The following is a 25419-nucleotide window of genomic DNA, read 5'->3' as shown; positions in this document are numbered from 1 at the left end:
AGGACCCGCGGGCCCGCGGCCGGACGCCGCACTGGAGCGAACTGGAGGAACCGTACGCCGAGGACGAGACCGGCGTCATGGTCCGCCCGTACACCATCACCCGCGGCCGGACCGCGCCCGAGCGCGACGACCTCACCCTGATCACCGTGCTCACCACCGCCGAGGAGGAGGCCGACGCGGCCCTGGCGCGGGGCAGCCGCGCCGGCGCCCGCGGCCTCCAGCCCGAGCACCGGCTGATCCTCGACCGCTGCCGCCGCCCGGCCGCCGTCGCCGAGGTCGCGGCCGGCCTGGACCTCCCGGTCTCGGTCACCAAGATCCTGCTGGGCGACCTCGTCGCCCAGGGCCTGCTGAAGGCCCGGGCACCGCTCTCGGTCGCCCGTGCCGCCGGGGGCGTGGACCTCGGCCTGCTCACGGCCGTACGCGAAGGACTCCGGAGACTCTGAACCATGGCAACACCCCACTCCCCCGCACCCGTTGCCGCCCCCGCCGCGGTCAAGATCCTGATCGCGGGCGGCTTCGGCGTCGGCAAGACCACCCTGGTCGGCTCGGTCAGCGAGGTCACCCCGCTGCGCACCGAGGAGTACCTGACCACCGCCAGCGTCGGCGTCGACGACCTGGACGGCGTCGACCAGAAGGACACCACCACCGTCGCCCTCGACTTCGGCCGGATCACCGTCAGCCCCGAGCTGGTGGTCTACCTGTTCGGCACGCCCGGCCAGGAACGCTTCTGGTTCATGTGGAACGACCTGGTCAACGGCGCCCTCGGCGGCATCGTCATCGCCGACACCCGGCGGCTCGACACCAGCTTCGCCTCGATCGACTTCTTCGAGAGCCGCGGCATCCCGTTCGTGGTCGCCATCAACTGCTTCCACAGTCACAACACCCGCACCCCGGAGGAGATCCGGGCCGCCCTCGACCTCGACCCGCAGGTCCCGATGCTGATCGGCGACGTGCGCGAGCGCGGCTTCGGCCGCGACCTGCTGCTCGCCCTGGTCGACCACCTGATGGACCTCGCCGCCGCCCCCGTCGGCTGAGCCCCGCCCGAGCCCTGTCCTTTGGAGCACCCCTTCATGACCACACCCCTGCGCGTCCTCGTCCACGGCGGCGGCATCGGCGGCCTCACCCTCGCCACCGCCCTCGCCCGGCGCGGCCACCACGTCGACGTCGCCGAACTGCGCGACGAGCTGGAGGCCCTGGGCGTCGGCATCATCCAGCCGTCCAACGCCCTGCACGTGATGCGCGAGATCGGCGTGCTCGACGAGTGCCTCGCCGCCGGCTTCGAGTGGGAGGTGCTGACCATCTGCGACCCGGCCGGCACCACCCTCGCCCAGATCCCCCAACCCCGGATGGGCGACGCCCCCTCCAACAACGGCATACCGCGCCCCGCCCTGGCCCGGGTGCTGGCCGCCGCCGCCACCTCGGCCGGCGCCGGCATCCGCTTCGGGACCACGATCTCGGAGCTCACCGACCACGGCACCGGGGTCGACGTCGCCCTCACCGACGGCCACCACGACCGCTACGACCTGGTCGTCGGCTTCGACGGCATCGGCTCCCCGCTGCGCAAGCGCCTCTACGGCGACGCGTACGCCCCCGAGTACACCGGCTTCGCCAACTGGCGCGTCACCCTGCCCCGTTCGCCCGAGGTCAAGGGCGTGGTGATGTCCACCGGGAACCTCGCCGCCAAGGCACTGCTCACCCCGATCAGCGAGGAACTGATGTACCTGGGCTCGGTGTTCGCCGAGGCCGAGGACTTCCGCCCCGACCCGGAGCGCGCCCACGAGCAGCTCCGGGAGCGGCTGGCCGGCTTCGGCGGCCCCATCGCCGAGGCCCTCGCCCAGGTCACCGACCCGGCCGCCGTGGTCTACTCCCGGATCTCCCAGGTCACCGTCGAGGAGCCCTGGCACGCCGGCCGCGTCGTCCTCGCCGGCGACGCCGCCCACGCCTCCACCCCGCACCTCGCCCAGGGCGCCGCGATGGCCGTCGAGGACGCCCTCGTCCTCGACGAGAGCCTCGACGCGGCGCCCGACGTCCCGACCGCCCTCACCGCCTGGGAGGCCCGCCGCCGCCCGCGCGCCATGTGGGTGCAGTCGCTGTCCCGCGCCGTCCTCAAGCAGGAGACCGGCACCCCGACCACCCCGGAGGAGGACGAGCTCCTCAAGATCGGCATCCCGGGCGCCGCCCACGTCCTCGTCCAGCCGTACTGAGTCCCTGCCGTACTGAGTCTCAGCCGTACTGAGTCCCAGCCCTCCTGAGCCACTGCCTCCGGACCCCGCGCGGGTGTTGCGCCCGCGCGGGGTGCGTAGCAGGCTGGTGATCATGACCGGCTTCTACCACGTCTGCTTCACCGTGCCCGACCTCGACGCAGCCATGGCCGACCTCACCGCCGCCGCCGGGATGCGGTGGCGGGAACCGGTGAACGGGCGGATCGGCGACTGGGACTACCGGATCGTCTTCACCAGCGGCGACGCCCCCTACATCGAACTGATCGAAGCCCCGAGCGGCGGCCCCTGGGGCGACACCGACACCGCCCGCTTCCACCACCTCGGCTTCTGGTCCTCGGACGTCACGGCGGGCGCGGCCCGACTCGACGGCGCGGGCTTCCCGGAGGCCTTCGCCGGCTGCCCCTACGGGCGCCCCTTCGTCTACCACCGCCTCGACAGCATCGGCGCGCACGTCGAACTCGTCGACTTCGCCCGGCAACCCGACTTCCTGGCCGCCTGGAACCCGGACGGCGCGCCGATGCCCGCGATCAACGAGTGATCTCCTTGCGCCGCTGCCACACCGCCCGCGAGATCCGGGCCAGCAGCCGGGCCGCCGGGTCGGTGCGGTCGCTGCCGTCCGCGAGCGGGCCGGTGTAGCAGACGGCGATCAGGTACGGCGGGCAGTCGTACGGGTGGACCAGGCCGACGCAGTGCCGGGCGCCGGGCACCCAGCCGTTCTTGAACGCGATCCGGGTGCCCGGCGGGACACCGGCCGCGAGGTCGACCCGGTAGTCGTTGCGTTCCAGCAGCGCCAGCAACTCCGGCTCCCCGGCGAGCGAGTGCAGCAGGCGGACCAGATCGCGGGCGCTCACCCGGTTGTGCACGCCCGCCGCGCGCGCCGCGTAGTCCTCGATCCCGCGCGGGCTGGAGCTGCGGGTGGCCCCCGCCCGGCGCCACACCTCGGCCACCGTCCGCTGGTCGGTGCGGGCCAGGCAGAGGTTGGTGGCCAGGTTGGAGGAGTGGGTGATCATCCGCTCGGCCAGCAGCCGCAGCGGTACGTGGGTGCCCAGCAGCTCCCAGGGCAGCGGATCGCTGTCCCAGTCGGGATCGTTGCCGAACTCCCCGCCCACCACGGACTCGAAGCGGTTCACCACCGGCACCTCGGCGTCGAGGTCCACCCCGCCGCGGGCCAGCGCGGCCAGCACCGCGACCTTCATCGTGCTCGCGGCGTCGTGCAGTTCGTCCGGCGCGCGCAGGAAGACCGGAGCCGCGTCGCCCTCCCAGGGGGCCACCACCACAGACAGCATGGAGGAAGAGTAGGGGATATCCGCTCCGGAACCGGTGACCGCCGATACACGAACGAGACGCTCTCCACCGGAACCTGACGTGATCGATGAACGGATGAGACGCCGCCCGGACGTGAACCTGACCTCCCGTTCCTACAGTGCCGTCCATGTCACCCACACATGACCGGACCAGGAACCGGACGCGCAATCATCTCGCCCTGACCACAAGCGTGTTGGCCGTCGGGCTCACGCTGGCCGCACCCGCCGCCGCCGACCCGGTGGACGGCCCGGTGGACGGCGCCGGCGCGAGCCGGGTCGCCGTCCACCCGTCGGCGGTCACGACCGCGCAGCAGCAGGCCGTCCTGGCGTACTGGACCCCGGAACGGATGGCCGCCCTGAACCAGCCGTCCTCCGGCAACCCGCCCAAGAGCGGCCCGGACGGCGCCCCGTGGACCGGGTCCGACACCCTGAGCAGAACGGTGGGCAGGCTCTTCTTCACCAACCACGGCGAGGACGAGAGCTGCACCGCCACCGTCGTGAACAGCGCGAACCGCAGCACCGTCGTCACGGCGGCGCACTGCGTCAACAGCACCGACCTCCTCGGTGACGACAACGAGTGGCTGTCGAACGAGATGTTCGTCCCCGGCTACCACGACGGCCTCGCCCCGTACGGCAAGTTCGTCGCCCGAGCCGGGATCGCCGACACCACCTGGCTCCTCAACGACCAGCAGAACGGCCTGCGGTTCGACGCGTACGACCAGGCGTTCCTGGTCCTGAACCGCAACGCCGCGGGCCGGCGCGTACAGGACGCCGTCGGCGCCGCACAGCACATCGGCTTCGACCGGCCGGGCAACGCCGCGGTCCACCAGTTCGGCTATCCGCGGGAGTCCTCGGGCGATCCCGCCCGCTCGGGCCTGCCCGAGTTCACCGGGGCCAGGCTCGCCACCTGCGCCGGGCAGACCCGCGAGTACCCCGGCACCAAGGACCACCCGGAACCCCGGGGCCAGTGGGGCGCCCCCTGCGTCATGGGCGGCGGCTCCAGCGGCGGCCCGCGCATCGCCGACTTCGACCTGTCCTCCGGGATCGGCACCGTGGTGGGCGACAACACCCAGGGCGCCTTCTTCGACTCCTCGGGCCAGGTCTGCGAACGCGGCACGCCCTCGTGCACCCGGCACCTGGTCGGCCCGCAGTTCACCTCGGCGATCACCAAACCGCTGTACCAGGCCGCCCAGAGCGCCCGGGCCGACGGCTGAGCCGTACGGGAGAAGCGCGGAGTGGGAAGTCGGACCGGCCGACTTCCCGCTCCGCGCGCCCCGCATGCGTCTCGCGGCCGCCGGCGACGTCCTCCCGCTCGGCTGCGGGTCACCGGAGTGGGAGGTCGGATCCGCCGACTTCCCGCTCCGTCCGCTCGCCCCGCGCCTCCTGCTCCGCCCGCCCGGTCCAGCGGTCCAGCACCAGGTGCAGGGCCTCGCTCATCAGCAGCAGGAACGCCGCGGAGGAGTCGAAGCGGGCGCCCGCCGGGGTGGCCGGGCCGAGGATCTCCGCCCCGCGCCGCGTTGCCGCGATCAGTTCCTCGTTCATCCGCAGCGCGGCGAGGGCGGAGCGGAGCCAGATGTCGTCGCCCATGACGTAGCGCTCGCGGCGTTCGCCGGGCGTGCGCTCGCGCCGGACCATCCCCTGCTGTTCGAGGAAGTTGACGGCGGAGGAGACGGACGCCGGGCTGACCCGGAGGCGACGGACCAGCTCCGCGGCGGTGGCGGCACCGGAGTCGGCGACGCACAGGCAGGCCAGTACGCGGGCCGCCATCCGGGGCAGCCCCTGCCGTTCGAGCAGCGCGGTGAAGAACTCCTCGAACTCCCGGAGCTGCCGGGGGTCGCGCCCGTGACCGTCGTCGGGCGCCGCCGGCTCCGGTGGACGCTCCTGCCTCCGGCGGCGCGCGCGGTCCCGCGTGGACTCCTGCGCCTGGTCGGCGCGGTAGCCCTCGGGGCCGCCGTTGCGGGTGACCTCCCGCAGGACGGTCGAGGCCGGGCGCCCGAGCCGTCGCCCGATCCCGGTGTAGCCGAGGCCTTCGGCCAGCCCCTCGGCGATGGTCCGGCGTTCCTCGTCGGTGAGCCTGCCTCCGGGCATCCGCTGCCGCTCCTTCCGGTCCGTCCGCGCACTCCGCGCGGTGGTGTTCCGCAGTATGCGTTCACCGCCACCCCATTGCAATGCCAGCTTCGAGCCTCCATTGCATTCAGCGCCATAATCATTGCAACAGAGACCCTATATCCTTGCCTTTGCAGGGCTTACTGGCCTGCCATCGTCGTTGACGATTTACTGAACGCAATGTAGCTTCGACATCGTTCAGCAGTCACCGAACACTCATGCAGGGGGAGATCCACCATGGCCAGGAGCAACAGCGGCTTCTCGGAAGCGGGGCTGCGACGGGTGCACGACGTGCTGGCACGCCACGTCGACTCCGGACGGATCCCGGGGGTCGTCGCCCTCATGAGCCGGGGCGGGGAGACCCACGTCGAAGCGCTCGGGACGATGAACCACGGCGGGGGTGCCCCGATGCGCCGGGACACGGTCTTCCGGATGGCCTCGACGTCCAAGCCGGTCTCGGTGGCGGCCGCGGTGGCCCTGCTCGACACCTGTGAACTGCGGCTGGACGACCTGGTGGAGCAGTGGCTGCCGGAGCTCGCCGACCGACGGGTGCTCAAGCGGCTCGACGGACCGCTGGATGACACGGTCGCGGCCAAGCGGCCGATCACCGTACGCGACGTGCTGACCAGCACCTTCGGGCTCGGCATGGATCTGACCGCGCTGGGCACGCCGATCATGAACGCGGTCTTCGAGCAGGGACTCACGCCCGACCTGCCGGTGCCGATGCCCGAGCCCGACGAGTGGCTGCGCCGCCTCGGCACGCTCCCGCTGATGCACCAGCCCGGCGAGAGCTGGCAGTACCACATCGCCAGTGACCTGCTCGGGGTGCTCGTCGCCCGGGTCACGGGGCGTCCGTTCGAGGAGGTCCTGCGCGAACGCGTGCTGGACCCGCTGGGCATGTCGGACACCGGGTTCCACGTGCCCGCCGACAAGCTCGACCGACTGCCCCCGCTCTACGCCCCCGACCCGCGGAGCGGGGAGTTCACCGTCTGGGACGAGCCCGCGGACGGACGCTGGAGCAGGCCCCCGGCGTTCCCGGGCGGCGGTGGCGGCCTGGCCTCCACCGTCGACGACTACCACGCCTACTTCCGGATGCTGCTGGACCACGGGAGGCGCGGGAGCGAGCGGATCCTGTCCCGTCCGGCGGTCGGGCTGATGACCACCAACCGGCTCTCCCCCGAGCAGACGACCGCCCGGACCGCGCTGGCCCGCGACAACGTCCACCTGTCGTACGGCCAGGGGCAGCAAGGCGGTTGGGGCTTCGGGATGGCGGTGCGCAGCTACCGCGGCGACTACGCGCCCGTCGGCCAGTTCGGCTGGGACGGCGGCAGCGGCACCTCGACATACGCCGACCCGGAGAACGGGCTCGTCGGCATCGTCCTCACCCAGGTCGGGATGTCCGTACCGCACTCGGCGCGGCTGATCCACGACTTCTGGACGACGGTCTACCAGGCCGTCGAGGACTGACGCACCGGCACCGGCACCGGCATCGGTGCCGGCATCGACATCGGTGCCGGTGCCGGTGCCGGCTCGCGCAAGCAGAAGGAGTGGGAAGTCGGACCCGCCGACTTCCCACTCCTCAACGTGTTCCGGGCGGGCTCAGCTGCCGCTGGGCTTGGTGGCCGGAAGGGTGGCCGAGCCGGCCACCAGGGGCCATTCCTTGTGGAACGGCGGGAAGGGCAGGCTCTTCTCGAACAGCGGGGTGCCGAAGACCTTGAGGTGGGCGGTCAGTGCGCCGTTCAGGTCGACGCCGCCGACCAGGGCCCAACTGCCCTTCGCCTCGGGACCCTTGCCGGGCAGGTCGACGGCGAGGGAGCCGTCGGCCTTGGCGCTGAGGTAGGGGGCGACGCCGGCCTGGACACCGACGGTGTCGTAGAGGCCGACGCTGGCGTCGACGCCGAGGGCGGCGCGGACGGACGCCTTGCCGTTGAGGCGGACGTGCACCGGGGACACCTTGGTGTCGGCGCTGGTGACCGGGGTCCAGCCCTTGCCGCCGGTGTAGTCGGCGCGCACGGCCCAGGTGCCGGTGGCGTCCTGCTCGGTCTCCAGGTGGACCTGGCCGTCGGCGCTGACCTCCAGGTAGCAGGTGAGGCCGAGGTTGACGACGACGGGCAGGCCGGCGACGGTCAGCACCGGGCTGGCCTGCAACTTGGCGAAGGGGACCCGGATCGGGGCCGCACCGGTGTTGCGGGCGACGTCGCCGGTGACCTTCCAGTGCGCCTGGGCGCCCAGGTCGAAGCCGATCGAGGCGGTACGCGGGCTGGTGGCCTGCGCGCCGTGGTAGGCGAAGTGGACGGCCGGGTGCAGCTGGAGGGAGCCGGAGGCGTCCAGGCTCGCGCCCTCGGGCAGCGGGACGGGGGCCTTGACGTCGATCCCCAGGGTGCCGGAGGCGTCGGCCTTCACGCCGTTGCCGTCGATGCCGGCGGTGGCCTTGAGGTCCTTGACCAGCGGGGTCACCCGGATGCCGTGCACGTCGATCGGCACCTGGCCGTCCGCCTCGGTGCCGCCGAGGAGTTCGGCCAGGGTGGCGGGCCGGGTGGTGAGGTTGACGGTGTTGCCCGCACCCGGGGTGGCGCCGGTGACGGCGACCAGGGCGCCCTGCGGGGCGGCGGCGGTGGGCGGGCTGGCGAGCAGCTGGCCGGGCCGCACGGCGGCGGCTGCGGCGGTGCCGCCGGCGGCCGAGGGGGCCGCGCTCGCGCTCGTCGCAGCGGCCGGCGGCGCACTCGGCGAGGTGGTCGGCGACGCACTCGCCGAAGCGGTCGGCGAGGCGCTCGGAGCCGCGCTCGCGCCACCGGAGGTGAGCACGGCCGTGCCCTTCCCCGGGTCGTACGCGATGAGCTGGAGTGCCTTGGTCGCGGCCGTGACCGCGCCGCCGTCCTTGCCCGGGACGCCGATGGCGGCCTGCTGGTCACCGGCCGGCGCCACCGTGACGTTGCCGGTGCCGCTGGTCGGCGTCGGACGGGCGGAGGCGGCGGCACCGGCCCGCGCGCGCGGCGCGCCGGAGGCGGGGGCGCCGCCCGCCGGGCTGCCCCCGGCGGTGGTGGCGCCGGTGTCGGCGGTGCCGGTGGCGGCGACCGGTTCGACGGCGGCCTGCGGGGTGCTGCCGGAGCCGGTGGGCCCGCACGCGGCCGTTCCGGCGAGGATGAGGGTGAGCAGGGCTGCGGGCGCGGCCCGGCCTATCGAGGGTTTGAACACGCGGCGTCATGTTACTGACGAGGAATAAGTTTGTCGAAGACAGGCCAACGGGATCCCCCGGCGCCCTGAACCGCAGGTCAGACCAGGCGTGCGACAGGCAGTCGACCGTCCGGCAGTGTACCCGCCGCGAGGCCCCCGACAGCCGCGGCGAGCTCCCCGAGGTAGCGGGAGCGCTCCGCCGGCTCCGCCCCGAGGCTACGCACGTACGGCCCGTCCCACTGGGCGTCGAGCAGCCGCCCGCCGGCTGCGCCGAACCGGGCCCCGAGGTCGGCGACGGCGATCCGGGCGGCGTCCGGGCGGCGGTGGAACATCGAGTCCAGGCTGAGCGCCGCCCCGACGGCCACGCCGAAGACCCCGCCGATCAGCTCCTCGCCCTCCCACACCTCGACGCTGTGCGCCGCGCCCTGCCGGTTCAGCTCGACCAGCACGGCCCGTAACTCCTCGGTGAGCCAGGCGGGTTGGCGCCCCTCGGCGCAGGCAGCGAGGACCGCGCCGAAGGCCCGGTCCGCGGTCGTCCACCACTCCGGGGCGCCATTCGCATCCCCTGCACCGCCCGCATCCGCCGCGCCGCCCGCATCCCTCGCACCGCCTGCACCGCCTGCACCGCCCGTACTGCCTGCACCGCCCGCATCCGCCGCGCCGCCCCCACCGCCCGCGGCGCGCAGCCGCCTGGCGAGCCGACGGGGCAGCCGGACGGCGCCGGGCCGCAGCACCGGCCGTGGGTCGGGCGACCACCACGCCAGCGCGTACGGGTCCGCCCCGCCGGGTAGCAGGGCCACCTCGCCGGCCTCGACGGCGTCCCCGTGCAGCGCCTCGTTGTAGGCGGCCGCGTAGTCGTCGGCGGCGGGCAGCGGGAACAGCCCGCGCCGGTAGGCCGACAGCAGCAGCCGCGGGCCGAGCACCCCGCCGAAGGCCACCGGCCCCTCCGTCGGCGCGTGGTGGAGGTCGAGGGCATCGAAGTCCGCCACCGTGCGGGTCACAGGAAGCCCTCGTCGGTCAGCCGCGCCAGGTAGTGGTCCAGCAACCCGGCGTCCACGTCCGGCAGTTCGATGCCGCTGCCCTCCAGGGCCGCGTCCGTGTTGAGCCGGTCGAACCGGGGGAACACCGGTTGGAAGTACAGCTCGCTGATGGACAGCCGGGAGCCGGGAGCCCGGTCGACGAACAGCGGCACGAACGGCGTGATCGGGTGGGTCGGGTGTCCGGCGGCGAACCGGACCAGCCGTTGCACCCAGTGCCGGTACGGGAGTTCGGCGATCCGGTGGCCGCGCGCCCGGAGCCGGTCGGCGAGTTCGGGGAGCCCGGCCGGGTTCGGCGAGGTGAGGTGGTAGACCTCGCCGTCAGCGGGCGCGTGCGCGGCGATGTGGGCGACCGCTCGGGCGAAGCGGTCGGCCGGCACGAAGTCCAGCGGCAGCCGGACGTCCGGGCAACTGCCGCTGTCGGCGAAGTACTTGATCAGCGCGCAGAGTTCGGTGCCGGTGTTCATCACCCCGGTGGTGAGGTCCCCGGTGACGTCGTTGGTGCGCAGCACGGTGACCGGGAGCCCGCTCGCGGCCGCGTTGTGCAGCAGCTGTTCGGCGACCCACTTGCTCTCCACGTAGCCGACGCCGAGCCGCTCGGGGTGGGCCAGCGGCGTCCGCTCGGTGACCTCGCGGACGCCGGCCGCGCCGAACCCGGCCAGCACGGCCAGGGTGGAGAGGTAGTGCACGGGCACACCCCGGCTGTGTCCGGCGAGCCGGACCACCTCCCGGGTGCCGTCGACGTTGGGCGCGCGCAACTGGTGGTACGGATAGAGGAAGTTGACCTGGCCGCCGAGGTGGTACACCGCGTCCAGGTGGCCGGCCAGCCAGTCGAACTGATGTTCCGTCAGGCCGAGCCGCTCGGCGGCCAGGCCGCCGACCAGCGGGACCACCCGGGCGTCCGCCAGGTCGTGCCGCAGGAACCGCTGCTGGGTGGCGCGTAGTCGTTCCAGGGCGTGTTCCTGGTCCGGCGCGCGGACCAGGCAGTGGATCCGTGCCCCGGTGGTGGCGAGCAGTTCGTGCAGCAGGTGGGCACCGCAGAAGCCGGTCGCTCCGGTGAGCAGGATCTCGGTGGGCTCGGCCCGGGAGGGCGCCGGGCTCCAGGACTGGCCGACGGGGTGGGTGAGCCGGGCCTCGGCCTGCCAGTCGACGGCGGCCTCCCCGGAGGCGGTGCCGCTGCGGGCGGCCTGGAGGGCGGCCGTGAAGTCGCGCAGCACGGGCGAGCGCAGCAGTGCCCGGGTGAGGGTGCGGACGTGGCCGACGTCCAGGCCGAACATCATCCGGGCCCGGGCGAGCATCTCCATGGCGAGCAGCGAGGTGCCGCCGAGGGCGAAGAAGTCGTCCTCGGGACGGACGAGTTCGGCGCCGAGCAGTTCCGCCCAGAGGTGGCCGACGGCGGCCTCGACGGCGGTCGGTTCGCCCTCGCCCGCCTGGCCCGGGGCCGGTTCGCCCCTGGCCTGCTGGGCCGCGGGCCCGGGTGCGGACACGGACTGGGACTGGGACTGGGATACGGACTCGGTTACGGATACGGCCGGCTGGTCGGTCCGGACCGGGGCGTGCGGCAGCGCGCGCCGGTCGATCTTCCCCGCCGCCGTGAGCGGCATGGCCTCCAGCACGACGTACTCGGCCGGCACGAGGTACTCCGGCAGCCGCTCCGCGAGGAACGCCCGCAGCCCCTCCGGCCGCTCCGGACGCTCCACCCGGTCGGACCGGTCGGACCGGTCGGCGAGCGTGTAGTAGGCGACGAGCAGACGGCTGCCGTCCGGCGCGCTGCCGTCGGCCGCGACCCGGGCCTGCCGCACCGCCGGGTGGCCGGCCAGCACCGCCTCGATCTCGGCCGGGTCGACCCGGTGCCCGCGCACCTTCACCTGGTCGTCGAAGCGCCCGAGGAGCTCCAGCTGCCCGTCGGCGCGCCAGCGCCCGGCGTCGCCGGTGCGGTACATCCGCTCGCCGGGCAGCGGCGCGTACGGGTCGGGCAGGAACGATTCGGCGGTGAGCCCGGCCTGTCCCCAGTAGCCGCGGGCCAGCCCCGGCCCGCCCAGGTGGATCTCCCCCCGTTCACCGGGCCGCACCGGGCGCAGCCGCCCGTCCAGCACGTGCACCCGCACCCCCGGCAGTGGGCGGCCGATCGGCACGTGCGCGGCCGGGGAGTCCAGCAGCCCGGGGGTGAGCTCGCAGTGCAGGGAGGTGACGGCCGCCTCCGTCACGCCGTACGCGTTGAGCAGCCGCACGCCCGGCAGCCGCTCCGCGCAGGCCAGGCAGTCGTCGGCGTGCACCACGTCCCCGCCGACCACCACCAGCCGCAACCCGGCCGGGGCCGGTCCGCCGGGCGGCAGCAGGTCGAGCACGTGGTGCCAGTACGCGGGGGTGAAGTCGGCGACCGCCAGGCCGAGCCCGGGCAGTCGCCGGACCAGTTCGGTCGGCGCCCAGGTGTCGCGGCCGCCGAGCACCACCGTCGCCCCGGCGAGCAGTGTCGAGAACACCTGCTCCAGCGCGGTGTCGGCGCCGAGCGCGGCCAGCTGGAGCACCCGCTCGCCGGGGGCGAGGGCGTAGGCGCGGACCACCCGGTCGAGGGTGAACAGCAGCGAACGGTGGGTGACCGGGACGCCCTTGGGTCGGCCGGTGGTGCCGGAGGTGTAGATCAGGTAGGCGAGGTCGTCGGGGGTGGCGCCGTCGATGGCATCGTCCGGCCCGGGACCGTCCTCCAGCCCGGGCCCGCCCTCCGACCCGGAACCGCCCTCCGACCCGAGCCCGTCCTCCGGTCCGGCCGGTACGGGAGCGCCGACGTCAACCTCCACCCGCTCCACCCCGTCGAACCCGTGCCCGTCCGTGACCGCCACCCGCGCCCCCACGTCCGCCACCAGCCCCGCGAGCCGCCGCTGCGGGTGCGCGGGGTCCAGCGGCAGGAAGGCCCCGCCCGCCTTGAGCACCCCCAGCCAGGCCACCACCAGCTCCACCCCGCGCCCCAGGCAGACCGGCACCACCTGCTCCGGCCCGACTCCCCGGGCGCGCAGCTCGGCCGCCAGCCGGTCGCTGTGCGCGTCCAGCTCGCGGTAGCTCAGCGTGCCCTCCTCGCTCACCACCGCGACCGCCGCCGGGTCGTGCGCGGCCCGGGTGCGGAACAGTCCGTGCACGGTGTCCGCGAAGCCGGCCCGGGCGCCGCCCGTGCCGCGCCGCGGTGCGGCCGATCCGTGCCGCTCCACCCAGGCGCGGCACTGCTCCCGCCCGTCCGGCCCGTACACCTGGCGCCACCCGCCGGGCAGGGTCAAGTCCCCGGGCCAGAGCGCGTACTGGCCGTCGTCGTTCCGTACCACGGCGTGACGCCCGGACCTCACGTCCGCGCGTACGCCCTGTGCGCTGTCGACTGCGTCGTCCACCGGCTTGACCTCGTGCTGGAGCGGCAGAATGCTGGGAGGTGCGACATTTCCGACTATACGCACTCAGGGGACACCCACCACGTCCGTCGCACAGCCCGCCGGACGCCACTCCGCCGTGGGCCGACCGGCCCCGGAGGACCGTCCGCAAGACCCGCCCTCGCCCGAACTCCCCCGCCCGAACGGCGGGTTGGTGTCGCGGAGGAGGTAGCCTCGTTGACTCGCCGGCGACAACGCCTGATGGCCTGTTACCTGCTCTGGATGGTGCTGTTCACCGGCATCTACTTCGCCGACCCCGAGCTGCGGATCATCTGGTGGACGGGCATGGGCCTCGGCGGCGTCGCCGCCGTGGTGGTCGGCGTCCGGCTCAACCACCCCCGCCACCCGATGTCCTGGTACGCCCTGGCGCTGGCCAACCTCAGCTTCACCACCGGCGAGGCGGTCCAGGCCCTACAGCTCGACATCCTGCACCTGCACAACCCGTTCCCGTCCGTCGCCGACGGCTTCTACCTGGCCGAGTTCCTGCTCTACGCGGTCGGCCTGGTCGGCTTCATCCGCTGGCGCACCGCCCGTCAGGACCGGGCCGGCCTGCTGGACGCCCTGATCATCACCCTCGGGCTGGCCCTGCTGGTGTGGATCTACCTGATCCTCCCGTACGCCCGGAACCCGGACCTCAGCTGGATCCAGAAGGCCGTCTCGATCGCCTACCCGCTCGGCGACGTGGTCGTCCTCGCCCTGCTGCTACGGCTGTTGACCCCGCGCGGCGGCAACTCCCGCTCGCTGCAACTGCTCACCGTCGGCGCCCTGGGCCTGCTCACCTCCGACATCCTCTACGGACTGATCCAGCTGCACGGCACCTGGCGGATCGGCACCGGCGTCGAACTCGGCTGGGCCGCCTTCTACACCGCCTGGGGCGCGGCCGCCCTGCACCCCTCGATGGTCGAGCTGACCAGACCCGTCCCCACCCAGCAGCCGGACCTCTCCGCCGGCCGGCTCACCCTGCTGACCCTGGCCTCGCTGATCGCGCCCGGCATGCTGATCATCGAGTCACTGGCCGGGAACACCAGCAACGCGGGCGTGATCGGCGCCTTCTCCGCCCTGCTCTACCTGCTGGTGCTGGCCCGGCTGGCCGTGGTGGTGGTGGCCCGCCGCGAGGCGGTGGCCCGGGAGCGGACGCTGCGCGAGACGGGCGCGCGGCTGACCGCCGCCGTCACGGTGGCGGAGGTCGCCGACGCCGTCCAGTCCGCCGCCGCGACCCTGATGCCCGCCGAGCGGGGGCACGTCGCCCTGCTCGCGGTCACCGAATCGGGCGTGCTGCACGTCCGCCGGGCCGGCAACCACAAGGACGACCGCCGGGACACCGCCGAGCGGAACGCGACAGGAAGCGAGGCAGGAAGCGCGGAGCGTGACCCCGGGCACGACCAGCACGATGCACACGACCAGCACGACCAGCACGACCAGCACGGACAGCACGACCAGCACGACCACGGCGAAGCCCTCGCCCGCCTCGCCGCCCACCGCGAGACCCGCCTGCTGCCCGTCGGCTCCGACGACCTCCCCGCCCACCTCGGCGGGATGCCCGCCGCCCTGGTCAGCCCGCTGATGCTGGCCGAACGCCCCTCCGGCGACCCGCTCATCGGCGCCCTGGTCGTCACCGGCACCGAGCAGGAACTGACCAGCCTCTGGGGCTCGCTGGAGATCCTCGCCGCCCAGGCCGCGCTGGCCGTGGAACGCGTGGTGCTGAGCCAGGAGGTCACCCGCCGCAACAGCGAGCTGTACTTCCGCACCCTGGTGCAGAACGCCAGCGACGTCATCCTGATCCTGGACGCCGACGACGGCATCCGCTACGCCTCCTCCTCCGCGGAGCGCGTCCTGGGCCACCCGGACCTGCACGGCACCCGGCTGACCGACCTCGTCCCGCCCGAGGACAGCCGGGAGGTCGGCGGCGCGCTGGCCCGGATGCGCGGCTCCGCCGAACCGCCCCGCGGCGACCAGCCGCGCGAGCACTGGCGCCTGCTGCGCCAGGACCGCACCCCGATCGAGGCCGAGGTCCGCTACACCGACCTGCGCGACGACCCGACCGTCGGCGGCCTGGTGCTCACCCTGCGCGACGTCACCGAGCAGCGCCAGATGGAGCGCGAGCTGACCCACCGGGCCTTCCACGACTCGCTGACCGGCCTCGCCAACCGGGTGCTGTTCCAGGACCGGGTCGGCCACGCGCTCTCCCGCGGCGAGCGCAGTGGCGCCGTCACCGGGGTGCTCTTCATCGACCTGGACGACTTCAAGGTGGTCAACGACACCCAGGGCCACGCGGTCGGCGACGAACTGCTGGTCGCCGTCTCGCTGCGGATCTCCACCGCGCTGCGCAGCTCCGACACCGCGGCCCGGCTCGGCGGCGACGAGTTCGCCGTCCTGGTCGAGGACGCGCTCCGCCCGACCGACGTGGACAAGATCGCGGCGGGCGTGCTCGCGGTGTTCACCGAACCGTTCAAACTCAGCGCCGGCGCCGTCCGGGTCAGCGCCAGCATCGGGGTGTCCACCACCGACGACAGCGTGGACCCCGCCGAACTGCTCGCCCACGCCGACCTCGCGCTCTACTCGGCGAAGGCGGCCGGCCGCCGCCAGTGGTGCCACTACCGGCCCGCCCTGCAGACCGGGATGGTGGAACGGCACGAGATGAACGAGAACCTGGACTCCGCCATCGCCGAATCGGCCTTCCAGCTGTACTACCAGCCGATCGTCGACCTGCGCACGGGCGACCTGGTGGCCTTCGAAGCCCTCGTCCGCTGGCCGCACGACCAGCGCGGCATGGTGCTGCCCGACGAGTTCATCGCCCTCGCCGAGGAGAGCGGCCAGATCGTCCCGCTCGGCGCCTGGGTCCTCGAACGCGCCACCGAGGAGGCCGCCACCTGGCACGCCGCCAGCTCCGCCGCCCGCACCGCCACCGGCCGCCCCCCGCTGCGCGTCAACGTCAACGTCTCCGCCCGCCAGTTCCGCGACGCCGGCTTCGTCGACGTGGTCCGGCACGCCCTGGACACCTCCGGCATCGACCCGCGCACCCTCGTCCTGGAACTCACCGAATCCGTCCTGATGCGCCACGACGACCGGCTGCGCGCCGACATGGCCACCCTCGGCGACCTCGGCATCGGCCTCGCCATCGACGACTTCGGCACCGGCTACTCCTCGCTCTCCTACCTGCGGGAGTTCCCGATCTCCCTGCTGAAGATCGACAAGTCCTTCATCGACGGACTCGGCCTCTCCCCCCAGCAGTACGCCCTGGTCGAGGGCATCACCCGGATCGCCGACACCCTCGGCGTCCAGGTCATCGCCGAGGGCATCGAACACCCCGACCAACGCGACCTGCTCGCCGCCATGGGCTGCCCACTCGGCCAGGGCTACCTCTTCGCCCACCCCATGGACGGCACCCAGGCGCGGGCCCTGGTCCGGCGCACGACGTACGAGCCGGCGTAGCCAGATATCCCGTCAGCAGTGCAATGTCCTGGAAAAGTGCCGGGAAACAACATTCATTCAGGCCCGCCCGGGAGGCCTGATCGCGCGCCAGACATTCTGCTGTTTTATCGACAAACCATCATCAATCCACACCCTGCGTGAGTGATCCGTTACGGAATCTTCATCCTGGCTGGTCACTGGGGGTCAGCCGGGAATGAGAGATTGTCGTTCGGCTTCGAAGAAGCCTTTACCAACAATGGCAATCTCTTGAGAGAGTCTTGATGTCACGACGGTCTCTGGCCTCGTCCGGTTCCACGGGCGGGGCCTTCTCCACGCGCAGGACCCGGCGAATAGCCGCGCTCCTGACGCTCGGTCTGCTGGTGCAGACCGGTGTCGCGGTGGACACCCTCACGGCGGCCCCCGCGGTCGCCGCGCCCACACCGCCCGCACTCCCGGTCACCCCCTCCACCGAGGCGCCCGACGAGGCGTCCGCCCTGCTCTCCGCCCGACTGCAGAAGCGGCGGATCGAAGTCACCGGCGCCCGCACCGAGTTCACCACCCTGTGGGCCAACCCGGACGGCACGTTCACCTCCGACCGGTCCACCGGGCCGATCCGGATGAAGGCCGGCGAGGCCTGGGTGCCGGTCGACACCACCCTGGTGCAGACGCCCGACGGCAAGGTCGCTCCGAAGGCCCACCCGGGCGGGGTGGTCTTCGAGGGCGGCGACGCCGGGGTGACGGTGGGCGACAGCCTGCCGGGTGCCGCGTCCGCGGTCGCTCCCACGGCCGCTCCGACGACCACGCCCAGCGCGGCACCGACGACGCCCGCTGCTACTCCGTCAGCAAGCAGTTCCACCGCGGCGGCTGCCTCGCCGTCGGCTGCCCCGTCCGCCTCCGGTCCGGCTTCCACCCCGGCCTCCCCGTCGGCCTCCGCGTCGGGTCCCGCCTCCGCGTCGGGTCCCGCCTCCGCGGAGCCGTCCCGGGCCTCCCGCAACGGCGCCCGCGCCGCAGCGGCCCCGGCCGCCGACCCGAAGCCCACCGACGCCAAGCCCACCGACGCCAAGCCCGCCGAGCGCGAGCTGGTCAAGATCGGTTCCGGTGAGCAACAGGTCAAGTTCGGCTGGCTGGGCAAGCTGCCCAAGCCCAAGCTCGAAGGCAACAAGGCCACCTACGTCGACGCCCGCCCGGGCGTCGACCTGGTGCTGGAGGCCACCCGGACCGGCTTCGAGCAGTTCCTGATCGTCAAGGACCGTGCCGCCGTCGCCCAGACCGGCACCGTGACGATCCCGCTCGACACCACCGGCCTCACCGTCGCCCCGCAGCAGGACGGTTCGATCCAGCTGCTCGACAAGGCGAACGGCAAGACCGTCGTCCGCATCCCCGCTCCGGTGATGTGGGACGCCGCCGTCGACCCCGCCTCGCAGGAGCACCTGAACCGCGGCGCGGTGACGATGCAGCTGCGTGGCCAGGGCGCCGACACCGAGCTGGTGTTCACCCCGGACGCGGCCTTCCTGGCGGACAGGAACACCCAGTACCCGGTCACCATCGACCCGGTGGTGGACGTCGGTACGCTCTTCGACACCTACGTCCAGACCAACGAGAACATCGACGCCTCCGCGTCGACGGACCTCAAGCTGGGCAGCTACGACGGCAAGGTCGTGGCCCGGTCGTTCCTGACCGTCCCGGGCGGCTCGTTCAACGGCAAGCAGATCCTGGGCGCCACCCTCAACGTCGCCAACTACCACTCCGCTTCCTGCACCCCCAAGCAGTGGGAGGTCTGGAACGCGCGCGGCGCGGGCTCCTGGACCCGCTGGGGCAACCAGCCCGCGCTGGAGCAGAAGTGGGCCACCTCGAACGACACGTACGACGTGGCGGGCGACGGTGACAACCACGACTGCTACGACGGCGCCGGCAACTTCTGGGCCAAGGCCGATGTCACCGAGATGATCCGGTACTTCTCCGGGTACGGCTACAACGAGTACGGCTTCGCCCTGAAGGCCGCGGACGAGTCCAGCAGCCTGTCCTGGAAGCGGTTCAGCTCCGCCGAGGGCTACTGGCCGCCGTACATCTCGATCACGTACAACTCGGTTCCGCCGACGCCCGCCGTGGTGGACGTCCTGCCGTCCCAGCAGGGCGACCCGCGCTACACCAACTCCGCCACGCCCCGGTTCCAGGTCCTCGCGGCCGATCCGGACGGCGGCGAGGTCGGGGTCAACTTCGACCTGTGGCGCAACGGTTCCTACGTGACCGGCATCTACCGCAAGGTCCCGGCGAACACCTACGCGCAGATCACCCCGGCGGACCTGGGCATCGCCAAGCTCGACGAGGGCGCGTCGTACGCGATCTGGGCACGGATCTCGGACGAGCGCTCGATGTCGAGCTGGGTCGGCACCAGCTTCGTCGTCGACACCGTCAAGCCCGGTACGCCGTTCGTGAGTTCGGCCGACTACCCGGCCGACGGGCTGTGGCACGGGACCGCCAACCAGGCGGGCTCGTTCACCTTCTCGCCCGCCCCGGGCACCGACGACACCGCCGCCTACGTCTACACCCTGGACGGCGGCACCCCGGTGACCGTCACCGCCACCGGCGCCCTGACCACGTCGATCACGCCGACCACCGAGGGCCGGCGTGTGCTCAGCGTGCAGTCCAAGGACCGTGCGGGCAACCTGTCCCCGCCGGCGTCGTACGTGTTCCAGGTCGGCCAGGCGGGCATCAGCTCGCCGGTGAACGGCACCCAGAGCGCCAAGCGCGTCAAGCTCTCGGTCGATGCCCAGACCCAGTTCAAGCGGGTCGTCTACCAGTACCGCCGCGGCCCCGGGGCCACCGAGTACAACGTCCCGCGGACCAACCTGACCAAGGCGGACAACACCCCGGTCACCGAGGACAAGCCGCGGCTCGCGGACCTCGGCCCGCACGCCAACTGGAACGTGCTGGACACCCTCGGCCAGATCGGCGGCGTCGTCCAGGTCCGGGCCGTGCTGTTCCCCGAGGACGGCTCCGGCAACGGCTACACCACCGTCTGGAACACCATGACGGTCGACCGCAACGCCGACGGCGCGGCATCCACCCAGGTGGGCCCGGGTTCGGTGAACCTGCTCACCGGTGACTTCACCACCAGCGCCACGGACACCGGCGAGTTCGGCACCTCGGTGAACCGCACGGCGTCCTCGCGCGACCTCGCCCGCGGCTGGCAGCCCCAGGGCGAGCGGCTGAGCGCCAACCAGCGCCAGGTCGGCACCGACACCGCGGGCTTCACGCCCGGTCAGGCCAACGTGTCACGCTCCACGGCGCGCGGCCACGACAGCTCCACCGACTCGCTGCTGGTCACCCCGGCCGCCTCCGGCTGGGACTCCTTCGCCGCGCTCGGCCCGGAGTACACCATGGGCCAGGGCATGAAGCCCGGCCGCACCTATCGGCTGACCGGCTGGATCTACGTCCCCGGTGCCACCGGCCTGGACAACCCGCTGGCCAACCGCGGTCTGCGCCTGGTCGGCGTGTACCGCACCCCGGCCGGCTACGGCGAGACCGCCTCGCCGAAGGCCTCCTTCACCGACGGCTGGCAGCAGCTGACCGTCGACATGGCCGTTCCGGCCGACGCCACCGAGGCCTGGTTCCGCCTCTACAACGGCAACGCGGCCGGCAGCGGCAAGGAGGTCTTCTTCGACGACCTGTCGCTCAAGGAGATCGTCGCGCCCTTCGGCCCGCAGTGGGCCGGCGGCCCCGACGCGGGCACCGGTACCGAACTGCGCTCGCTCTCCTTCCCGCAGTCCGACCTGGTCGAGATCAAGGGCAACGACGACAGCTCACTGACCTTCGCCAAGGGCGCCGACGGGAGCTTCTTCCCGGAGCCCGGCGCCGAGTCCCTGACGCTCAAGGCCGTCCCGGCCAAGTCCGGCGCGGTCGTGCTCTCCACCTCGGGCCAGTGCCTGGAGGTGCCGAACGGCGCCGCCGGCAACGGCGCGCGGCTGCAGTCCGCTCCGTGCACCGGTGGCACCAACCAGCAGTGGACCCGCGGCGACGACCTCACCCTGCGGCTGCTGGGCTACTGCCTGGACAACCCGTGGGGCCAGCTCAACGACAACACCCCGCTCGCGCTGTGGGGTTGCAACGGCGGCGACAACCAGCAGTGGGAGGTCCGCCCCGACAACACGGTGGTGAACCGTCACTCGGGCAAGTGCCTGGACGCCTACCAGGGCGGCACGATCTGGGCCTGCTGGGCGGGCCCGAACCAGGTCTGGGACGTCCAGACCGCCGGCACCACCTACGAGCTGACCGAGCTGGACGGCTCCAAGACCGTCTTCGCCCGCCAGGCCGGCTCGAACATCTACCAGGTGGTCAGCGAGACCGGCCCCGAGGCCAACTCGACGACCCGCTACCAGTACGACACCACCGACGGCCGCTCGCTGGTCAAGCGCGTCATCCCGCCGGTCGAGCCGGGCGTGGACGACGCCAACGGCTGCACCGTCGACCCGCTGCCGCGCGGCTGCCAGGTGCTGGAGTACGACTACGCCAAGGTGACCACGGCCACCGCGTCCGCCCCGGGCGACTACCTGGACCGGGTGCGCGCCGTGAAGGCCTGGTCGTGGAACCCGGCCACCTCCAAGCAGGAGCAGGTCGAGGTCGCCCGCTACACGTACGACAGCCGCGGACGGCTCGCCGAGGTGTGGGACCCGCGTGCGGCCACCCCGTTGAAGACCACCTACGGCTACGACGACGCCGGTCGCCTCACCCGCACCACCCCGGCCGGTCAGCTTCCGTGGAACCTCGACTACGGCAAGGCCGCAGCCGACCAGGACCCGGGCCGACTGTTGAAGGTGCGGCGCGCCGCGCTGGCGCAGGGCTCCAAGGACCAGGTCGTCGGCGAAACCGCCACCAGCGTCGTCTACGACGTGCCGCTGACCCGCGGCGCCGGCGGTCCGTACGACATGGCCGGTTCGGACGTGGCCAAGTGGGCCCAGACCGACGCCCCCACCGACGCCACGGCCGTCTTCGACCCCGAGGACGACCCGGGCACCAGCACGGCCACGGCCGCCAAGCCCGGCCCGGACGGCTACAAGCCCGCCAGCGTCCACTACCTCAACGCCTCCGGCAACGAGGTCAACACCGCCACTCCGTCCGTCACCCCCGGCGGAGACATCGACACCACGGAGTACGACCGCTACGGCCACGCCGTGCGCACCCTGGAGGCCACCAACCGATCCATCGCGCTCGGCACCCACCCGGACGCCGACAAGTACGCAGCCGAGCTGAGCCTCCCGACGGACTCCGCCTCGCGGGCCCGCCTGCTGGACTCCCGCACCGTCTACACGGCCGACGGCCTGGACGTGGCGGAGACCCTCGGCCCGGTGTACCGCGCCGCGCTCGCCGAGGAGGTCAAGGGCCAGACCACCCCGGTCACCGTGACCTCGGAGGCCGAGAAGCTCCCGCAGCTCGGCACCAACACCAAGGTCCAGGTCGACAACGACTGCTGCGGCCTCACCTGGTCCGGCGGCGCCCACCTGGGCATCCGCGGCACGGCGGCGGGTGCCTTCGACAGCATGCGGGTCAGCGTCCCCGAGGAGGGCGACTACGTCCTCTCCGGCCAGCTCACCAAGAACAGCGACCACGGCGTCATCCAGTGGGCGATCGACGGCCAGAACGTCGGCCGGCCGATCGACACCTACAGCGCCACCGGTGTGATCGCCCCGTTCACCGTCGGCCAGTCGGTGCACCTGACGCGCGGCGACCACGAGCTCAAGCTCACCCTGGTCGACAGCAACCCGGCCAGCGGCGGCGAGCGCTTCCACACCGGCGTCGACACCGTCACCCTGACCAAGACGACCGTCAACCCGACCCTCCCGGCCGGTACCTCGGTCATCGCCCGGGACCACAACAGCAACACCTACGACGAAGGGAAGCCCGACGGCCAGGCCTACCACCTGGTCACCACCGCCACCGACGGCGCCCGCATCGACGGCTACGCCGACGACGTGGAACGGCGGGTCACCAAGAACGGATACGGCACCCCGATCGGCGGCACCTCCGGCTGGGCGCTCAGGAAGCCCACCTCGGTCACCACCGACGCCCTCGGCGCCAAGCTCACCGGCACCACGGGCTACGACGCCCAGGGGCGCACCGTCGAGACCCGGGCCCCGGGCAACGACGCGGCGGACGCCGCCACCGTGAAGACCGCGTACTACACGGCCGGCGCCAACCCGGCCGCCCCGGCCTGCGCCAACCGACCGGAGTGGGCCGGCCTGCCCTGCACCACCGGCCCGGGCGCGGCCGTCACCGGCGCGGACTCCGCACGGATGCCGACCACCCTGCCGGTCAAGCAGTTCACCCGCTACTCGCGCACCGGCAAGCCGGAGGAGATCACCGAGACCAACGCCGGCAAGACCCGCAAGAACGTCACGGTCTACGACGCCGTCGACCGGCCGGTCTCCACCGAGACCACCGGTGACGAAGGAACCGCCGTTCCCAAGTCCGAGACCACGTACGACCCGGCCACCGGCCAGGCCGTCAAGGTCACCACGGGCGGCAAGTCGATCTCGACGGTCTGGGACGTCCTCGGCCGCACCGTCTCCTACACCGACGGCGACGGCGCGACCACCACGACCGAGTACGACAGGTTCGGCAAGCCGGTCAAGGTCGCCGACCCCACCAGCTCGCTCTCCTTCACCTATGACCGGGCCAAGGAACCACGCGGTCTGCTCACCTCGGTGACCGACAGCAAGGCCGGCGAGTTCACCGCCAAGTACAGCCCGGACGGCCAGCTCGTCGAGCAGACCTACCCCGGTGGCATCGTCCGCAAGGACACCTTCAACGCCTCCGGCAAGGCCGTCGCCCGCAGTTACACCCGGGCCTCCGACGGCGCGGTCGTCTGGTCGCAGACCAACGAGGTCTCCACCCAGGGCCAGGTCGTCAAGGACAGCACCGGCACCGGCAGTAAGAGCTACGGCTACGACCGCCTCGGCCGCCTGGTCAAGGCGGAACAGGGCAGCACGAGCAGCGGCTGCACCACCCGGGTCTACACCTACGACAACCACTACAACCGCACGACCAAGGCGGTCTCCGCACCGGCCGGCAACGGCAGCTGCACCACCGCCGGTGCCACCACGACCACGTCCACCTACGACAGCGCCGATCGGATCACCGACCCCGGCTACCAGTACGACGGCTTCGGCCGCACGGTGAAGACCCCGGCCGGCACCTCCATCGGCTACCGGGTCAACGACATGGTCGCCTCCCAGGAGACCGCCGACACCCGGCAGACCTGGACCCTCGACCCGGCCGGCCGCCTCAACGGCAGCACCACCGCCAAGAAGCAGGCCGACGGCAGCTGGTCCGACGCCGCGACCAAGCTCAACCACTACGGCGGCAGCGGCGACAGCCCGCGCTGGATCGTCGAGGACCCCGCCACCAGCGCCTGGACCCGCTACGTCCCCGGCACCGACGGCGACCTCTCCGCCACCGTCACCGACAAGGGAGACATCCAGCTCCAACTCACCAACCTCTTCGGCTCGGTGGTCCTCACCACCGACCCCGCCCTCACCAAGCCCGTCGTCCTCGACGCCGACGAGTACGGCACCCCGGCGGCCGGCCAGGGCGCCACCCGCTACGGCTGGCTCGGCGCCAAGCAGCGCTCCGGCGAGGCCCAGGACGGCCTGGTCCTGATGGGCGTCCGCCTCTACAACCCGGCCACCGGCCGGTTCCTGTCCACCGACCCGGTCGCGGGCGGCAACGCCAACGCCTACGACTACGTCTACGGTGATCCGATCAACCAGTACGACCTCGACGGCCGGTTCTGCCTCACCGGCACCCGCAAGGACGGCGGCTGCCACGGTGGCCGGACGTTCAACAAGGGCGTCAACAAGGTCAAGAACAAGTGGCAGGAGACCAAGACCGACTGGGGCAAGAACTGGAAGCACAAGCTGGTCAACATCGGTGTCGGCGCCGCAGCCGCGACCGGTGCCGGGATCTGCGTCGCCACCGTCGCCTGCGGTGGTGCCATGGTCCTGGTCGGCGGGGCCGCCATCTTCGGCGGCGGGCTGGCCGGCCACTACGCGGTGTCCACGTCCGCCGAACGGCGCAGGGGCATGGGCCAGTGGGTCACGTCCACTGCCAAAGCCGAGATCAAGGGCGCAGCCTGTGGCGCCCTGTGGGGCCGTGGCTGCCTGACCGGCATAGCCCGCGGAGCGGCACCCAAGTGGGGTTTGAAGGCGACCATGGGTGGCGGAACCCCGCCGCTGCTCTACAACACCCCGCGCACCCAGTGGAGTCGCAGCGTCTTCGGCTGGTTCAAGCGGCTATTCGACTAGCCTAAACTGACAGTTGACGTACGGGGGCGGGGGACACGGACATTCCGGTGTTCTCCCGCCCCCTTTCCAGATCTCCAGGAGGGAACATCTTGGTCGACAGAACGCTGTGCAACACGACGGACCACGTCATCGTCGAAGCGGACCAGAAAGCGTCAAGGACAGGACACGTTTCCCTGCTCAGGACCCTTCGCCAGACCGGACTCGGCATGGCCGCCCTCACCACGCTGGCCGCCATCCTCCTGGCATTCGTGGGACCGGTTCCGGGAATCGGCCTCCTCGCCGCCGCAGCCGTCGTCGTGGTAGCCGCATTCTGCGTCTTCGCCGCCTCCGGGCACGCACCGACCTGCGCCGGGAAGAAGGCGCTGATCCTCTTCTTCGGCTGGGTCGAGAACGCCTTCTGATCCGCCGGATCAGACCGTCGGCCGCTGCCAGTGCCACGGGCTGGAGGCCGC

General features: G+C 72.6%; 14 protein-coding genes. 9 read left to right on the top strand and 5 right to left on the bottom strand.

From position 1 onward, the window contains the following. Positions 1-77 precede the first annotated feature (77 nt). The 4 genes from ACZ58X_RS03355 to ACZ58X_RS03340 all read left to right on the top strand — a co-directional run bounded on the left by ACZ58X_RS03355 (position 78) and on the right by ACZ58X_RS03340 (position 2760). Positions 78-443, top strand: coding sequence for a DUF742 domain-containing protein (locus ACZ58X_RS03355; protein ID WP_360243681.1), 366 nt, complete (start codon positions 78-80; stop codon positions 441-443). Positions 444-446: 3 nt separating this feature from the next. After that, the gene (locus ACZ58X_RS03350) at positions 447-1034 is read left to right on the top strand and encodes a GTP-binding protein (RefSeq protein WP_470331993.1); all 588 of its coding nucleotides are present in this window, start codon (positions 447-449) and stop codon (positions 1032-1034) included. Between the two features lie 36 nt (positions 1035-1070). Beyond that, the gene (locus ACZ58X_RS03345; RefSeq protein ID WP_470331992.1) at positions 1071-2204 is read left to right on the top strand and encodes an FAD-dependent monooxygenase; all 1134 of its coding nucleotides are present in this window, start codon (positions 1071-1073) and stop codon (positions 2202-2204) included. A gap of 112 nt (positions 2205-2316) precedes the next feature. After that, complete coding sequence (locus ACZ58X_RS03340; protein ID WP_470331991.1) at positions 2317-2760, top strand: VOC family protein; 444 nt, start codon at positions 2317-2319, stop codon at positions 2758-2760. On the opposite strand, the gene ACZ58X_RS03335 is transcribed toward ACZ58X_RS03340, so the two are convergent. After that, a complete protein-coding gene (locus tag ACZ58X_RS03335) occupies positions 2750-3508 on the bottom strand; it encodes a serine hydrolase (protein WP_470331990.1) in 759 nt (252 codons plus the stop codon). The genes ACZ58X_RS03340 and ACZ58X_RS03335 overlap by 11 nt on opposite strands. A 146-nt stretch (positions 3509-3654) precedes the next feature. Here ACZ58X_RS03335 and ACZ58X_RS03330 point away from each other — a divergent pair, with 146 nt between their 5' ends. After that, positions 3655-4740, top strand: a complete 1086-nt coding sequence (locus ACZ58X_RS03330) for a trypsin-like serine peptidase (protein ID WP_470331989.1) — start codon at positions 3655-3657, stop codon at positions 4738-4740. A gap of 109 nt (positions 4741-4849) precedes the next feature. Here ACZ58X_RS03330 and ACZ58X_RS03325 read toward each other — a convergent pair whose 3' ends face one another. Then, positions 4850-5614: a GbsR/MarR family transcriptional regulator gene (locus tag ACZ58X_RS03325; RefSeq protein WP_470331988.1), complete on the bottom strand. Its 765-nt coding sequence runs from the start codon at positions 5612-5614 to the stop codon at positions 4850-4852. Between the two features lie 255 nt (positions 5615-5869). Here ACZ58X_RS03325 and ACZ58X_RS03320 point away from each other — a divergent pair, with 255 nt between their 5' ends. Continuing rightward, positions 5870-7099 carry a serine hydrolase domain-containing protein gene (locus ACZ58X_RS03320; protein WP_470331987.1) on the top strand — a complete coding sequence of 410 codons (1230 nt, stop codon included), beginning with the start codon at positions 5870-5872 and terminating at the stop codon, positions 7097-7099. Between the two features lie 132 nt (positions 7100-7231). Here ACZ58X_RS03320 and ACZ58X_RS03315 read toward each other — a convergent pair whose 3' ends face one another. From ACZ58X_RS03315 to ACZ58X_RS03305, 3 genes are all read right to left on the bottom strand, one after another. Then, on the bottom strand, positions 7232-8827 hold the full coding sequence (locus ACZ58X_RS03315; protein WP_470331986.1) for a hypothetical protein: 1596 nt from the start codon (positions 8825-8827) through the stop codon (positions 7232-7234). A 77-nt stretch (positions 8828-8904) separates the two neighbouring features. Beyond that, entirely contained in the window at positions 8905-9807 is a 903-nt protein-coding gene (locus ACZ58X_RS03310) for a leucyl/phenylalanyl-tRNA--protein transferase (protein WP_470331985.1), read from the bottom strand. Further along, positions 9804-13220 (bottom strand): amino acid adenylation domain-containing protein, encoded by a 3417-nt coding sequence (locus ACZ58X_RS03305; RefSeq protein WP_470331984.1) that lies wholly within the window; start codon positions 13218-13220, stop codon positions 9804-9806. The genes ACZ58X_RS03310 and ACZ58X_RS03305 overlap by 4 nt, the downstream gene beginning before the upstream one ends. Before the next feature lie 213 nt (positions 13221-13433). Here ACZ58X_RS03305 and ACZ58X_RS03300 point away from each other — a divergent pair, with 213 nt between their 5' ends. The 3 genes from ACZ58X_RS03300 (at position 13434) to ACZ58X_RS03290 (ending at position 25368) form a co-directional block, all read left to right on the top strand. Next, positions 13434-16688, top strand: a complete 3255-nt coding sequence (locus tag ACZ58X_RS03300; protein WP_470331983.1) for a putative bifunctional diguanylate cyclase/phosphodiesterase — start codon at positions 13434-13436, stop codon at positions 16686-16688. 260 nt (positions 16689-16948) lie between these two features. Then, positions 16949-24967 carry a ricin-type beta-trefoil lectin domain protein gene (locus tag ACZ58X_RS03295; RefSeq protein WP_470331982.1) on the top strand — a complete coding sequence of 2673 codons (8019 nt, stop codon included), beginning with the start codon at positions 16949-16951 and terminating at the stop codon, positions 24965-24967. An 89-nt stretch (positions 24968-25056) separates the two neighbouring features. Then, entirely contained in the window at positions 25057-25368 is a 312-nt protein-coding gene (locus ACZ58X_RS03290; protein WP_470331981.1) for a hypothetical protein, read from the top strand. Positions 25369-25419 lie beyond the last annotated feature (51 nt).

The organism is Kitasatospora sp. NPDC040550, from assembly GCF_055594965.1.
Note: the sequence above shows the minus strand (reverse complement) of the source record. Positions and strands in the feature narration are given on the sequence as shown.